Here is a 12,362-nt window from a genome sequence, read left to right as displayed (position 1 = left end):
AACAAAAAAAGGCTCCAGCATTACCGGAGCCTTTTCTCGCCAGGGTGTAATTCTAGCCGGTTTATTGCTTAACCGGTTCTGACATTCTGAACAAATTCAGAAACCTGATATCTCAGATGCTCAGCCTGTTGAGAAAGCTCTCTTGAGGCGGATAGCACATCTTGCGAAGCCTGATCGGATTGGGTCGCTGCCGTCGTTACGTTATTGATGGAGGAGGAAACCTCCTGAGTACCCATGGCCGCTTTTTGGACACTTGAAGAAATTTCCTGTGTCGCTGCCCCTTGTTCTTCCACCGCAGATGCAATTGCAGACGCAATACCATCAACTTTCGTAATCGTCTGTGTAATGCCCTGAATAGCGGCAACGGCCTCGGCTGTTGATCCCTGTACCTTAGAAATTTGGTCAGAGATTTGCTCAGTTGCTTTTGCGGTTTGGGACGCGAGGTTTTTAACCTCAGACGCTACTACCGCAAAGCCTTTACCCGCATCACCCGCACGGGCCGCTTCAATTGTCGCGTTCAGGGCGAGCAGATTTGTCTGCTCGGCAATATCCTGAATAAGGGAAATGACTTCACCGATACTTTGCGCGCCTTCATCCAGTCCCTGAATAAGAACATTGGCCTTGTTCGCTTCTTCAACGGCCTGATTAGTAACATTTGAAGACTGTGAGACCTGTTGGCTGATTTCACGGATGGAAGCGGATAATTCCTCAGCAGCAGAAGCAACAGATTGTACGTTATTGGTGGCACTGGTCGAGGCTTCCGATACGGCGTTGGCCTGTGCCGTGGTTTCTTTTGAATTATCTGTCAGGCTTTGTGCTGTCGATTGCATTTCAGTGGCTGCAGAGGCCACGCCATCAACAACGCCGCCAACAGATTGCTCAAACGTACCGACCATTGAAAGAAGGGCGTCGCGTTTTTCCTGCTCAGCCTGTTCTTTGTCTCGTTCCTGTTGAAGGATCCGTTCTTCGCGTCGTTTCTCCGCATTGATGCGTTCTTGTTCGGCCAGTTTATTGGCTTCAATCTGTTCTGCTTCAAGCTGGCGCTTCTGAATGGCCGATTGTTTGAAAACCTGAATGGCATTGGCCATGTGGCCGATTTCATCCTGACGATCAAGTTCGCCAATTTCAATATCCAGATTACCAGAGACCAATTCTTTCATTTCTTCGGTCATTTTGGCCAAAGGAACAGTCAGTTTTCTGAATGACACAATGACAACTGTCGAAAGGGCCCCCAGAATGATCAGGGTCGCAATGACGGCGGAAACCGCCATGCTAATAAGCTGACTGTTAATCCATTCGTTTGACAAATGTAAAACGAGGGATCCAATTTTTTCTTCCTGACCGTCTTCCGATTGAATAATATCGCGTCGGCTGCTGGTGACATCCGCATTTTCAGGAAGCTCTCCGTATGAAAACAGCCGTTCTCCTTTTGGATCCAGAACCTCGACAAACTGAAAATCTTCGTCTTGGGCCAAATCTTCCAGCAGGCCTTGGGCGGCTTCGTTATTCAAATCCCACATAGGCCCAACGATTGCAGCCGCCTGAAGGGTGGTAATAATATCAGCGCGATACTGTATCTGAGACTTCTGGTTGGTCTGAAATACATAAACACCCAAGGTTGCCGCAATGATCAGGACAAACAGTGTAAGGCCTATCACTGCAGACAAAATTTTTGCCTGCAGCGAGAGTTGACCACTGGATTTTTCTTCAATGACATCTGTCATGTCTGTTTCCGTTCTTTTTACAATCCACGAAGGCTAATACTGATTAGCCTTTGACATACTTGGCGATGATCTGATCATATTCGCCGCTTGCTTTGATTTCTTTCAAACCAGCGTTGAAGTCATCTCTGATCTTCGCGTCTTTAAAAGCGACTGAATAAGCAGTTGGGTTAAAAATGGTGTGGTAGGTGACGTCTTTAAGCTTTACCTGATCCGCAATCTTCTTGTTGTAGAACTGAAAAATCCGAATATCGCCGACAACAACTTCCGTACGGCCTGTCATCAGAAGTTTGTTCTGGGTTGCCTGATCAGCCACTTCACGGTAGTTCTTGTTGCTGGATGCCATTTTGGCGAAATCGTCACCAAGGTAGATTGACGCGTTTGCGAACGCCACAACCTTATGGGCGCCAAGGTCGCCAATGGATCCCAGATTTAGACCGCTGTCCTTCAGGGTTGTTGCAACATTCTGATAGGAGATATGGCTGTCTGAATACTCAGCTTTGACGCCAGAGTCTGGCGTTAGCGTGTTCGCAGCGTCAATCTTTCCATCCTGAAAATCTTTACCAACCCGACCAAAAGGCACAAACCGTACAACAATTGTATGGCCTTTTTTCGCGAGTGCAGCCCGTACAATATCCACCTCGATACCAGAATTTGATTCTTTGATTCCATAAGGAGGAAGGACACCCTGACCGACTTTGATTTCAGCCGCTTGAGCGGCACCAAATGCACCGGACAGAAGCGCTGTACCAAGAAGGGAGAAAGTCAATTTTTTTAAGGAAAATGCCATCAGAGTAATTCTTTCGTTTTAGATCCATAAACTATTCAGCCAGCATATTAGGTAAATGCTTAATAAATTTTAAATATCTCAAGATTGTTTGTACCAGCTGTTGGCGATTGTAAATTGCACGGCTTGATTTCAGATCAACACCCAATGGCAGACCAAAAAGGCTCGTGAGATTTGTATTAAAGTATTAACCTTGCAACGCTTCGCTGCCAACTCATGCTGCGTGCCCGCTTGATTATCACTTATGGGATAAAAGCTGTTTGAAATAAGAATAAGAGGATCTGTGCAGTTCAGCTGTTCGTTTCTCTGCACTTTTTGTTTGAAATACCCGTTTTATCGACCATAGTGCAGCGCGTATGTAGCATGGAGAATGACGATGACTGAACAAACCCTGCGGCCGTTTCATTTGGCCTTTCCTGTTGATGATCTGGACAAAGCCCGCGCATTTTATACTACTGTTATGGGCTGTAGTGAGGGGAGAAGTTCCGACGATTGGATTGATTTTAATTTTTTCGGTCACCAGATTGTCGCTCATCTTGCGCCAGAAGAGGCTGGCAATGTTGCCTTGAATGCTGTTGATGGCCACGGTGTTCCTGTTCGCCATTTTGGGATTGTTATGACGATGGAGGATTGGCGTTCCATGGCTGACCGGTTGGTCAAGAGGGGGACGGATTTTGTGATAGAGCCTTACATTCGTTTTAAAGGGGAGCCCGGAGAGCAGGCGACCATGTTTTTTTATGATCCCGCCGGGAATGCACTTGAGTTGAAAGCCTTTAAAAATTTGGAGCAATTATTTGCAAAATAGGAAGCCCGGCTTTGTTTGGGCACGGTTGTTCAGCTAACATGTTCACCCAGAGACAATAAACGCTCTCCTCTTCTTTCTTCTCTTTGGGGAAAAGGAGAGTTGTCAAAATCCAAAATGCCAATAAAGTGTCCTATCGGCTTTCATGCCGTGCAATCCGTGACCAATTCGGCACCCTTAAAGAGATTTATAAATGATCCAGAATGAAACCCGATATGGTGTTTGGCTGATGGTGTTGACCACTTTTATCTTTGCAACACAGGACGGATTGTCCCGCTATCTGGCGGAAGCCACCAATACCACGACGATCGTTATGATCCGATATTGGTTTTTTGCCTTTTTTGTGATTGCCATTGCCCGTCGGCAAAAGGGATCTATACGGGCTGCCACTGCCACTCGCCAGCCCATACTTCAAGCCTTCAGAGGGGCTCTACTGGCCTGTGAAATTATTGTTATGGTACTGGCCTTTGTCTATTTGGGATTGGTTGAAAGTCATGCTGTATTTGCGGTTTATCCTTTGTTAATTGGGGCGTTGTCCGGTCCGGTTCTGGGAGAACATGTCGGGTGGCGCCGATGGACTGCGATTGCAGTCGGATTTGTCGGTGTGTTGATTGTCTTGCAGCCAGACAGTGGTGTATTTTCGCCCTATGCGGCAATCCCGTTTGTCGCCGCCCTGATGTTTGCCGTATATGGATTGTTGAACCGGTATGTAGCCCGTCAGGATGACGCTGCAACCAGTTTCTTCTGGACCGGCACAGTCGGCGCAGTGGTTACAACCGGGATCGGAATTTTCTTTTGGGAACCTTTGGTTGGATGGGACTGGGGTTTAATGGCAATTCTTTGCGTGACAGGGGCCGCAGGACATTTTTGTATGATTAAGGCCTATGAAGTCGCCGAAGCGTCCGCCATTCAGCCTTTTGCCTATTTACAATTGGTCTTTGCAACGGCAATCGGGCTTTTCGTATTTGGTGAAACTCTCAGACTAAACGTCGCTGTCGGAACCCTTTTGATTGTCGCAGCAGGGCTGTTTACACTTTGGCGCGAAAAGGTTAAAAAAGCGGCATGATAAAGGACATAGTCTATTCCCTTAGGCTTTTGTTACCGGCTGTCATTCCTTCCTGGCGGTTTTTTGATATTATTGCCCCATCTCCTCGCATTGAATACCGTCTTTTGGCCATCGCCAAACCGCAAGAGGCTGGACAGGCCGAAAACGAACCCGACTGGAGGGAGTTTCGGCCGAGACCCGATAATGTTTCGGTTGGGCGAATGATGCGCCGTATGGTGTGGAACCCTAACTGGAACCAGAGCTTATTTCTTGTCAGTTGCGCTGAGCGTCTGGCAGCCTACGGTTCGTCTCATGCGGAAACAGAAATTCAAACGAATATTGGTGTGGCCCTGAACGAAGAGGGGGCTAATCCTGAGGGATATCCGTTCTTTCAATTTCGCCTGATTTTTATCAGTCGGGTGGAGGACAGGATCACCAAAGAAGTCGAGTTTCTTTCTCCTGTCTATTCCTGTTCCGAGGCGTATTCAATATGACGTTGGATTTCGCGGTACGGGCGACTGAAATATTACTTGGTTTGGCATTTTTGCAGCAAAGCATTGAATATTTATTGTCTAACCGTCGGCTGCATCTGTTGTTTCTTGCTCGGGTTGGGATGTGTCTTCTGTTAATTTCAGGGTTCCAAACAGGGTGGGTCCTCGTTGGTCTTGCCGTTCTTTCGCTGGGGATGCTGTACCGCTTTGACGGTCCCTATAATGGGGGCAGTGATCGCATGAGCCTGTTGGTTCTGGCCTGTTTGCTTCTTGTCCATTTTTTGCCGGAAAGTCATTGGCAGGAGCTGGCTTTTGGTTATCTCGCTGTTCAACTGGTTTTATCATATTTCATTTCAGGCTGGGTAAAGATCGTCAATCCTGCATGGCGAAATGGGAGGGCACTTCAGGATGTTTTTCTCTATTCAGCCTATCCGGTCAGCGAGTCCCTTCGGGCGTTCGCGGCGAGGCCTACGCTGTTATTTGGGGCGTCCTGGATGGTGATGCTGTTTGAGCTGATTTTTCCGTTTAGTCTCCTTACACAGCCCAGTTTGATCGCGGGCTTGCTGATCGCCGCGCTATTTCATTTTTTAAATGCCTGTTTTTTTGGGTTGAACCGATTTTTCTGGATCTGGTTGGCTGCCTATCCGTCGATTATTTGGTTGCAGGGCCGTTTATTCGGAGGCAGTGCCTTGTTGGGGTGAGGTGACGGCCGTTAAGAAGTTTCGCTGTCAATCAATACAATATCCACACCACAAAAATGAAAGCGGTCTTCTGCCGTCTCCAACTGCTCTTCTTTAGCGCGTTGAAGAACCGATTTTCGGCTATGGGTGATCAGATGAATTTCCGAAAAATATTCCTTTGCATCGGTGGGACAGCTCTCAAACTCTAACGTGCCGTGGTCGAGGGCAATAGTAGCAGGCTTGTCAGGCGCCTGTTTTTTGGTGGTGATCAGGAAACGCCGCCATTGATCAGCCTTTTTTATGGGATCGTGGCATCTGAAAGCAAATTTTACGATGTCTTCCACCACGGCCTGGTACACATGCTTTTGCCAATTCGGCCCGGCCCATTCATAACCGTCCATCCGTCTGCGACCTTCCTTGTGATGGTCCAGCTCTACCATTGTCAGGCCTGTTTTTCGTGGGTCGAGCTGGATGAGGTCTGCTTTCTCGCCCTGTCGTTCAGCGATAATGTCAATGAATTGCAGATTTAATAACTGTTTCCGAAGGGCTGTGTCTTCACAGTCAAAAATAGCCATATAGCCGCCAAGGCCGTTGTTTTTTTTAAGAAATCTGGCAACCGCTGTGTTTTCCTCAATGGGCGCGACCAGTTCAATGAAACTCGCCCCAATGACAAATAGGGAGTTTTCCAACCCATAGTCAGGCAACGTACTTCTATGGCAAGGTGAAAGACCTAATACCCGCGCCAGGATACCTTCAGAGAGCCGGATATTTTCGGTCGCCAGACATACCTGTCTTAATCTTGTATAGGTTTTGTGTTCCATTCCCTTTTCCTTATGGAAATAAGGTGACCAAATTCCATAAAATATGCAATCGTTTTTAACGAATTTTGAAACTGGAACGGTGATGTAGTATCATTGTCCAAATAAGTTTTTTGGGAGCAAAGTATGCGTTGGGAAGAATTGAGTGAGCAAAACTGTTCAGTCGCACGTTCGTTGGCCGTATTTGGTGATCGATGGACACTTTTGATCCTAAGGAACTGTTTTCTTGGCGTGAAAAGATTTGATGATTTTCTGGAAGATCTTGATTTGTCGCGAACGATCCTGACCGATCGCCTGAATAAGCTGGTCGAGCAGGGGGTTTTGAAGAAAGTCCCTTATCAGGAAAAACCAGTGCGCTATGACTACAAACTTACCGAAAAAGGATTGGATCTGCATTCCGTGATTATGGCAATTGTCGCCTGGGGAGATCGGTACTACGCCGTCGACGGGGAACCTCCGATGATCCGAACCCATATCAAATGCGGGAAGGATTTCAATACTGTCACCGTCTGTACAGAATGCGGCGAGCCTGTAACCCCTCATGACGTCAAGGTGCGCAGCAACCCAAAAGCGGGGTTAAAGCGGGCTTGATTGCACGATAGCTACGCCCTTGATTTTACATTACTTCTGATTTGGTTCAGACCTGTCTTATTTCAGGTCTTTTTCTGGCGAATGATTTCTCGCTCCACAGCGTCCATCCGGTCTTTTCCAAAAAACATCTCATCCCCGACAAACATTGTCGGGCAACCAAATACCCCCATTGTTGCCGACTTTTGGGTATTGGCCATCAGTTGATCCTTTACGTCCTGATCCTGAATACGGTTCAGGATATGATCTGCGTCAAAACCGTGCTCAGTCAGGGCGGCGGCAATGACGTCGGGATCACCCATGTTTCGATTGTTTTCCCACATATCGTTCAGTATTGCATCCAGATAAGACATCAGGAAGCCTTCCTGCTCAGCGACAATAGCACCGCGCATCAAGGGGACTGTATTTATCGGGAAATGGTCGTTCATTTGAAATTTGTTCATGTCATGATCTCGGATAAATCGCGTCATTTCCAACCGATTATATTCAGGCTTATTTTTTACATCCTTATACGTGATAAAAGGCGCCTGATTGTTTGTTAGTTTGAAAAGGCCGCCTAAAAGAACCGGAAAATACTCAAAAGTTACATTCTGGCGTTCTTCGATGCCCGGTATCAGTTTATGGCTCATATAGCAGTTCGGGCTGGCAACATCGATATGAAGTGAAACAGTAATAGTCATGGAAAGTTCCCCGTTTTCTTTTGTTGTGAATGTGATGGCGATTTACCAGTTTTCAGACCATGGTCTTAAATCCAGTTCAAACGTCCACGCATCTTTGGGCTGGGTATGAAGGTGCCAATAGTTTTCGGCGATGTGATCCGGGTCCAGAATACCTGCTTTTTCTTTCAGGGCATATCTTTCTGGAAAATTTGTACGGATAAAGTCAGTGTCGATAGCCCCATCAACAATGACATGGGCAACGTGAATGCCTAAGGGGCCAAGTTCACGGGCGACAGACTGTGCCAATGCCTTTAATGCATGTTTTGATCCAGCAAAGGCAGCATAATTTGCGCTGCCGCGAGTGCTGGCCGTCGCGCCGGTGAAAATCATGGTGCCCTGACCGCGAGGCTTCATCCTTAAGGCGACTTCGCGGGCTGTCAAAAAGGCTGCAAAACAGCCCATTTCCCATATCTTGAAATATTTGCGTGCCGTTTCATCAAAAATTGAGGATGGAACATTTGCGCCAATATTAAAGATAAAGGCTTCGATCGGCCCGATGTCGCTTTCAATGGTCTCGATCAGGCTTTGCACATCCTCTTCTTTTCGGGCATCACATCCAAAACCATGGGCCTGACCACCGTTCTCCACAATTTCGTTAATCAGGGGGGTCAGTTTATCGCCATTGCGCCGAACACAGCAGGCAACATATCCATCTTTCGCGAAACGTTTGGCAACCGCGCCGCCTGTTGCATCCCCTGCACCAATAATCAAAGCCACTTTTTGCTGGGTCATTTATATCTCCCATCCTTTTTATTTTTATTAAGTTTATAAATTGGACTGACTTGCGTCAATGGCTATCTGAACGGCGGGTTCAGTGAACAACATGATCGATCAATGTAAGGGCCATATCAATTGCAGTCTCCGCAATTGTGTCATCCATTTCAAATGTAATGTTGGAAACCCCGATATTGGCAGGTTCAGCCGATCGGGCGATTAAATCCGACATTGTTTCCAGCAGGATGGGTTCAATGATTTTGGGGGCGGCAATATCCCGAAGGGCCCGGCGCACCGTATGCCGGTTGCTGGTAGACGCCAGAATGTAACCGTCCGATAAAATGCATTCAGGCCGGATTAAAATGGAAAGATGTTCTTTGGAATAGGCACGGTAGCGCAGAAGATGGTCTTTTAGCGCCGCGCGTGTTTCTTGCTTGGAGCGGGCGGCGCGCAGCGCATTTCTTGTTTGGTCAAACAGCGCTTCATAACCGACGGCCATAAAAGAGAAGGCAAGAGAGCCAATGTCTGGAAAATGGCGGTACACTGTTCCGCGCCCCAATCCGGAATGTTTGACGATATCCGACATTGTCGGCAAGCCGGGCTGATCCGTGCGCGTTGCACGGTGAAAGGCTTCCATAATCCGTTGTCTGTTCTGGACGGCGTCACTCCGGGCCATCGTCAGGTTCTCCTCGATAAACGAAATCTTATGTGGACAAGTGTCCGTTTTCGTATTATACGGACATTTGTCCACTTAGGAAGAAAATAATTCATCGGCCCTTTTGCCAGTAAAATAGGAGATATCTGTGTCTTTACCGCCCATTCTTCAAAAGAACCTCTCCGTCCCGGTTATCGGGTCACCGTTATTCATTATTTCAAACCCTGATCTGGTCATCGCGCAGTGTAAAGCGGGTGTGGTTGGATCTTTTCCGGCCCTTAACGCCCGTCCTGCAGAAGTGCTTGAAGAATGGTTGATCAAGATTACTGAAGAGCTGGATGCTTATAATCAGGCGAATCCAGACAATCCGGCCGCACCGTTCGCAGTTAATCAGATTGTGCATAAATCCAATGACCGTTTGATGCATGATGTTGAAATGTGTGTGAAATATAAAGTTCCTATCGTCATTACGTCTTTGGGGGCCCGTGAGGACGTGAACGAGGCTATTCACTCCTATGGCGGTATTGTCATTCACGATGTGATTAATAACTTCTTTGCGAAAAAAGCGATCCAGAAAGGCGCAGACGGCGTGATTGCGGTGGCTTCCGGTGCGGGTGGTCATGCGGGTACGTTGTCTCCATTTGCGTTGATACAGGAAATTCGCGAATGGTTTGATGGCCTTGTCTTGCTGGGCGGTTCCATCGCCACCGGAGATGCCGTTCTTGCAGCACAGGCGATGGGCGCTGATTTGGCCTATATCGGTTCGACCTTTATCGCGACGAAAGAAGCCAATGCGATGGAAGGTTATAAGCAGTGTCTGGTCGATAGTAGTGCAGATGATATCGTATATACCAATCTGTTTACGGGTGTGCACGGGAACTATTTGAAACCGTCGATCATCAATGCGGGTATGGACCCGGACAATCTGCCGGAAAGCGATCCAAGCAAAATGAACTTTGGTTCAGGCGGCGGCTCGAAATCGAAGGCCTGGAAGGACATTTGGGGCTGTGGTCAGGGTATCAGTGCCATCAAGGAAATTCAATCTGCCGGTGACGTGGTTGCCCGTCTCGCAAAAGAATATCAGGCTGCAAAAGACCGTATTTCGGTTGCCTGACCTTTGGGGTAGCGCCGATAATGAAAAAGCCTCTCGGATTGAGAGGCTTTTTTTTGGCTCCAGCCAGAGGCCGGAACAGGGATAGTCAAAGCAATTGAGGCTAGGATTTGATGTCCAGCAATGTTGCCTGTATTTCGTCCCACGTAATAATGGAGGCGATATTTGCTTCGTAAGAACGCTGCGCAATCTGGCTCTTTACCAGATTTGTTGCGAGATCGACATTGGGTGTTTCCACATATCCTTCATCAGAAGCCAAAGAGTGATTTGGTTGATAGGATAGGCTTGTGGCGGGGTCCTTGGGCTTGACGACGACCTCTGGGCCGCCTGTAGGCCCTGAAATTTGGACGGCATCCAGGGCTTTATAAGCCGCTTTGTCGCCAGTTTCTCCGGGGGTGCCAACTGTCTGGGAATTGGCAATGTTGCTTGCACTGGTGGCGACTTGCCGGGTTGCGGCGCGCATTCCTGCCAAAGCTGATCCGATAACTGAATCCATTTTCGAACTCCATATGTATAAAATTTTAAATAAACTTTATACGAATATTGATTTCTAGTAATGCTCTTTATAGGGGTTATTCGTTAACAAAGTATTAATTTCTCATATGGCTATTCCGTCAAAATCAGGAATACAGTAAATACCAGTAAAGCAGCCATTGCGGCGTTAAACACTTTTCTGGATCGAGGAGAGGCGAGAAGGCGACGCAGCTGCGTTCCCAGAACAACCCACAAAAGGATGGGCGGAAATCCGCCAATAGCCTGCCCTCCAACCAACACCGCAATATCCAGATAAGACACACCGTCGCCTGTCGCAAAAGCGGCCGGAATTGTCCCCGCCATTATCCAGGCCTTTGGATTTATATACTGGAAAAGAGCGGCCTCAAAAAAGGTGAGCGGTTTCGCGGTTATGGCTTCGGACGTTTCGGCAGCCCAAAATATCCGCCAGGCCAGATATAGTAGGTAAAGACTTCCGGCATATCGAAGGAAGTCTTGCAACAAGGGCACATGGTCAAAAACCTGACCTAGGCCAAAGCAGACCACCGCAAGCATAAACAGGAACCCGAAATATACGCCAAATATATGAGGAACCGTCCGGCGAAATCCGAAATTTACGCCTGATGTTGCCAGCATGATATTGTTTGGCCCCGGGGTTGCGGAATTAATCAGCGAATATGTAATCAGGGGGTAGATGGCAACAGTCATCAGCACTTTTTCGTTTAAGGTCAATTGAAGGCAGGTATTTGCGTGTTTGAAGACGCTGGTAAGTTCGTAACGTAATGTCTGACATTTTTCCGTGAACAGATCTAGTGAGTTTCTCGCCAAAGATCCAGAATGCATAGAAATTCAGCAATGCTGCCTGAGCATGAAATGTCCTCGTCAAACTGATGGGTTAATTCGAATTTATTGTTGAAAAACAATATAGTATAGAGGTTACCTGAAGCTTCATATTGAGCAAGTGCAGAGCTTTCCAGACCCTGAAGGATATGCGCCTCGACGGCTGGTCTCTCCTGAACTTCTGTTTCAAAAAAGTCGCAAAGAAGGGTGGCGTCTTCGTCACACTTTAGGGTCGGTTTCTTTTCAGGGCCATGGTCGATGCGCTTACAGATCATCAAGCCCTCATTGTTGGTATATCGGATAAGCTGTGATGATACGCCCGTCCTTCAGCAGATACCCTTCGATTTTAAAGCCCAGCCCGGAAGGACCACGCCATTTTCTGCCAGTCCCGAGCTCACTGTTTCGGTACGCGTGAAGGATCCCGTTAATCAGGGTGTGGCGGGTCAGGCTGGACGGAAACAGGCTGGAAAATTTTTCTTTCCACTGGTTTCGTTTGCGATCGAAAATTTCAACAAGCGCCGTATAAACTCCTGTTTTATTAGGGCCGGCTAGTACTTTCTTGATCCGGCTGCGGGCCGGGTCGGTGCGGGGAGAAAAGTGATGAAAACCGGTGGGTTTACCTTTGCGGTTAATTTCCCCATCAAACACATGCACAAGGTTGATTTGTGGATCTGTCGTCGACCAGACTTCGCGTTCAAAGGCAAAAACCGTTGACGTGAAGCCAAGAAGGAAAAGCCCAATGATTAAACCCTGTAGGGCGTAGGAAAAGGGGTTTTGTCCGCTAACCACCGGCACCGGTCACGAAGCTTTCCACCAAACTCTTAGAAACCAAATTCCAGCCATCAACAAGAACGAAGAAGATCAACTTGAAGGGCAGGGCAATCATAACCGGCGGCAAC

General features: G+C 47.7%; 16 protein-coding genes and 1 pseudogene. 6 read left to right on the top strand and 11 right to left on the bottom strand.

The features are described 5' to 3' along the window. Positions 1 to 68: 68 nt before the first annotated feature. Positions 69 to 1,724, bottom strand: a complete 1,656-nt coding sequence (locus ACJAYR_RS15490) for a methyl-accepting chemotaxis protein (protein WP_415237442.1) — start codon at positions 1,722 to 1,724, stop codon at positions 69 to 71. A 43-nt stretch (positions 1,725 to 1,767) separates the two neighbouring features. Next, the gene (locus ACJAYR_RS15485; protein ID WP_415237441.1) at positions 1,768 to 2,511 is read right to left on the bottom strand and encodes a substrate-binding periplasmic protein; all 744 of its coding nucleotides are present in this window, start codon (positions 2,509 to 2,511) and stop codon (positions 1,768 to 1,770) included. A 373-nt stretch (positions 2,512 to 2,884) separates the two neighbouring features. On the opposite strand from ACJAYR_RS15485, the gene ACJAYR_RS15480 reads away from it, so the two are divergent. From ACJAYR_RS15480 to ACJAYR_RS15465, 4 genes are all read left to right on the top strand, one after another. Next, positions 2,885 to 3,313, top strand: a complete 429-nt coding sequence (locus ACJAYR_RS15480; RefSeq protein ID WP_415237440.1) for a VOC family protein — start codon at positions 2,885 to 2,887, stop codon at positions 3,311 to 3,313. A 190-nt stretch (positions 3,314 to 3,503) separates the two neighbouring features. Further along, positions 3,504 to 4,376 (top strand): DMT family transporter, encoded by an 873-nt coding sequence (locus ACJAYR_RS15475; RefSeq protein ID WP_415237439.1) that lies wholly within the window; start codon positions 3,504 to 3,506, stop codon positions 4,374 to 4,376. Beyond that, complete coding sequence (locus ACJAYR_RS15470) at positions 4,373 to 4,849, top strand: hypothetical protein (protein WP_415237438.1); 477 nt, start codon at positions 4,373 to 4,375, stop codon at positions 4,847 to 4,849. Before ACJAYR_RS15475 ends, ACJAYR_RS15470 begins: the two co-directional genes overlap by 4 nt. After that, positions 4,846 to 5,547 carry an HTTM domain-containing protein gene (locus tag ACJAYR_RS15465; RefSeq protein ID WP_415237437.1) on the top strand — a complete coding sequence of 234 codons (702 nt, stop codon included), beginning with the start codon at positions 4,846 to 4,848 and terminating at the stop codon, positions 5,545 to 5,547. The genes ACJAYR_RS15470 and ACJAYR_RS15465 overlap by 4 nt, the downstream gene beginning before the upstream one ends. Positions 5,548 to 5,558: 11 nt before the next feature. Here the strand turns inward: ACJAYR_RS15465 and ACJAYR_RS15460 are convergent, their stop codons facing one another. After that, the gene (locus ACJAYR_RS15460; protein ID WP_415237436.1) at positions 5,559 to 6,347 is read right to left on the bottom strand and encodes a hypothetical protein; all 789 of its coding nucleotides are present in this window, start codon (positions 6,345 to 6,347) and stop codon (positions 5,559 to 5,561) included. A 123-nt stretch (positions 6,348 to 6,470) separates the two neighbouring features. Here ACJAYR_RS15460 and ACJAYR_RS15455 point away from each other — a divergent pair, with 123 nt between their 5' ends. Then, the gene (locus ACJAYR_RS15455; RefSeq protein WP_415237435.1) at positions 6,471 to 6,935 is read left to right on the top strand and encodes a winged helix-turn-helix transcriptional regulator; all 465 of its coding nucleotides are present in this window, start codon (positions 6,471 to 6,473) and stop codon (positions 6,933 to 6,935) included. 62 nt (positions 6,936 to 6,997) lie between these two features. Here ACJAYR_RS15455 and ACJAYR_RS15450 read toward each other — a convergent pair whose 3' ends face one another. From ACJAYR_RS15450 to ACJAYR_RS15440, 3 genes are all read right to left on the bottom strand, one after another. Then, entirely contained in the window at positions 6,998 to 7,612 is a 615-nt protein-coding gene (locus tag ACJAYR_RS15450; RefSeq protein ID WP_415237434.1) for a 2-hydroxychromene-2-carboxylate isomerase, read from the bottom strand. Between the two features lie 42 nt (positions 7,613 to 7,654). Continuing rightward, positions 7,655 to 8,383, bottom strand: coding sequence for an SDR family oxidoreductase (locus ACJAYR_RS15445; protein WP_415237433.1), 729 nt, complete (start codon positions 8,381 to 8,383; stop codon positions 7,655 to 7,657). A 79-nt stretch (positions 8,384 to 8,462) separates the two neighbouring features. After that, on the bottom strand, positions 8,463 to 9,041 hold the full coding sequence (locus ACJAYR_RS15440) for a TetR/AcrR family transcriptional regulator (protein WP_415237432.1): 579 nt from the start codon (positions 9,039 to 9,041) through the stop codon (positions 8,463 to 8,465). Positions 9,042 to 9,168: 127 nt separating this feature from the next. On the opposite strand from ACJAYR_RS15440, the gene ACJAYR_RS15435 reads away from it, so the two are divergent. Next, complete coding sequence (locus tag ACJAYR_RS15435; protein WP_415237431.1) at positions 9,169 to 10,134, top strand: NAD(P)H-dependent flavin oxidoreductase; 966 nt, start codon at positions 9,169 to 9,171, stop codon at positions 10,132 to 10,134. Between the two features lie 100 nt (positions 10,135 to 10,234). On the opposite strand, the gene ACJAYR_RS15430 is transcribed toward ACJAYR_RS15435, so the two are convergent. From ACJAYR_RS15430 to ACJAYR_RS15410, 5 genes and pseudogenes are all read right to left on the bottom strand, one after another. Then, positions 10,235 to 10,627 (bottom strand): flagellar basal body rod protein FlgC, encoded by a 393-nt coding sequence (locus tag ACJAYR_RS15430; RefSeq protein WP_415237430.1) that lies wholly within the window; start codon positions 10,625 to 10,627, stop codon positions 10,235 to 10,237. 110 nt (positions 10,628 to 10,737) lie between these two features. Continuing rightward, on the bottom strand, positions 10,738 to 11,331 hold the full coding sequence (locus tag ACJAYR_RS15425; RefSeq protein WP_415237429.1) for a LysE family translocator: 594 nt from the start codon (positions 11,329 to 11,331) through the stop codon (positions 10,738 to 10,740). 101 nt (positions 11,332 to 11,432) lie between these two features. Continuing rightward, a complete protein-coding gene (locus ACJAYR_RS15420; protein WP_415237428.1) occupies positions 11,433 to 11,738 on the bottom strand; it encodes a hypothetical protein in 306 nt (101 codons plus the stop codon). Between the two features lie 7 nt (positions 11,739 to 11,745). Beyond that, complete coding sequence (locus ACJAYR_RS15415; protein ID WP_415237427.1) at positions 11,746 to 12,258, bottom strand: EndoU domain-containing protein; 513 nt, start codon at positions 12,256 to 12,258, stop codon at positions 11,746 to 11,748. Beyond that, a pseudogene (locus tag ACJAYR_RS15410) lies at positions 12,245 to 12,362 on the bottom strand (flagellar biosynthetic protein FliP); the annotation flags it as partial. The pseudogene ACJAYR_RS15410 and the gene ACJAYR_RS15415, both read right to left, overlap by 14 nt.

It is taken from the genome of Sneathiella sp., from assembly GCF_047631475.1.
Lineage (GTDB): Bacteria > Pseudomonadota > Alphaproteobacteria > Sneathiellales > Sneathiellaceae > Sneathiella.
Note: the sequence above shows the minus strand (reverse complement) of the source record. Positions and strands in the feature narration are given on the sequence as shown.

What these genes read in the sequence shown, in the direction of transcription:
- ACJAYR_RS15450 (WP_415237434.1), bottom strand. Translation starts at nt 7,612, where the DNA reads ATGACTATTACTGTTTCACTTCATATCGATGTTGCCAGCCCGAACTGC.
- ACJAYR_RS15485 (WP_415237441.1), bottom strand. Translation starts at nt 2,511, where the DNA reads ATGGCATTTTCCTTAAAAAAATTGACTTTCTCCCTTCTTGGTACAGCG.
- ACJAYR_RS15465 (WP_415237437.1), top strand. Translation starts at nt 4,846, where the DNA reads ATGACGTTGGATTTCGCGGTACGGGCGACTGAAATATTACTTGGTTTG.
- ACJAYR_RS15445 (WP_415237433.1), bottom strand. Translation starts at nt 8,383, where the DNA reads ATGACCCAGCAAAAAGTGGCTTTGATTATTGGTGCAGGGGATGCAACA.
- ACJAYR_RS15455 (WP_415237435.1), top strand. Translation starts at nt 6,471, where the DNA reads ATGCGTTGGGAAGAATTGAGTGAGCAAAACTGTTCAGTCGCACGTTCG.
- ACJAYR_RS15425 (WP_415237429.1), bottom strand. Translation starts at nt 11,331, where the DNA reads ATGACTGTTGCCATCTACCCCCTGATTACATATTCGCTGATTAATTCC.
- ACJAYR_RS15430 (WP_415237430.1), bottom strand. Translation starts at nt 10,627, where the DNA reads ATGGATTCAGTTATCGGATCAGCTTTGGCAGGAATGCGCGCCGCAACC.
- ACJAYR_RS15490 (WP_415237442.1), bottom strand. Translation starts at nt 1,724, where the DNA reads ATGACAGATGTCATTGAAGAAAAATCCAGTGGTCAACTCTCGCTGCAG.
- ACJAYR_RS15460 (WP_415237436.1), bottom strand. Translation starts at nt 6,347, where the DNA reads ATGGAACACAAAACCTATACAAGATTAAGACAGGTATGTCTGGCGACC.
- ACJAYR_RS15470 (WP_415237438.1), top strand. Translation starts at nt 4,373, where the DNA reads ATGATAAAGGACATAGTCTATTCCCTTAGGCTTTTGTTACCGGCTGTC.
- ACJAYR_RS15420 (WP_415237428.1), bottom strand. Translation starts at nt 11,738, where the DNA reads ATGATCTGTAAGCGCATCGACCATGGCCCTGAAAAGAAACCGACCCTA.
- ACJAYR_RS15475 (WP_415237439.1), top strand. Translation starts at nt 3,504, where the DNA reads ATGATCCAGAATGAAACCCGATATGGTGTTTGGCTGATGGTGTTGACC.
- ACJAYR_RS15480 (WP_415237440.1), top strand. Translation starts at nt 2,885, where the DNA reads ATGACTGAACAAACCCTGCGGCCGTTTCATTTGGCCTTTCCTGTTGAT.
- ACJAYR_RS15440 (WP_415237432.1), bottom strand. Translation starts at nt 9,041, where the DNA reads ATGGCCCGGAGTGACGCCGTCCAGAACAGACAACGGATTATGGAAGCC.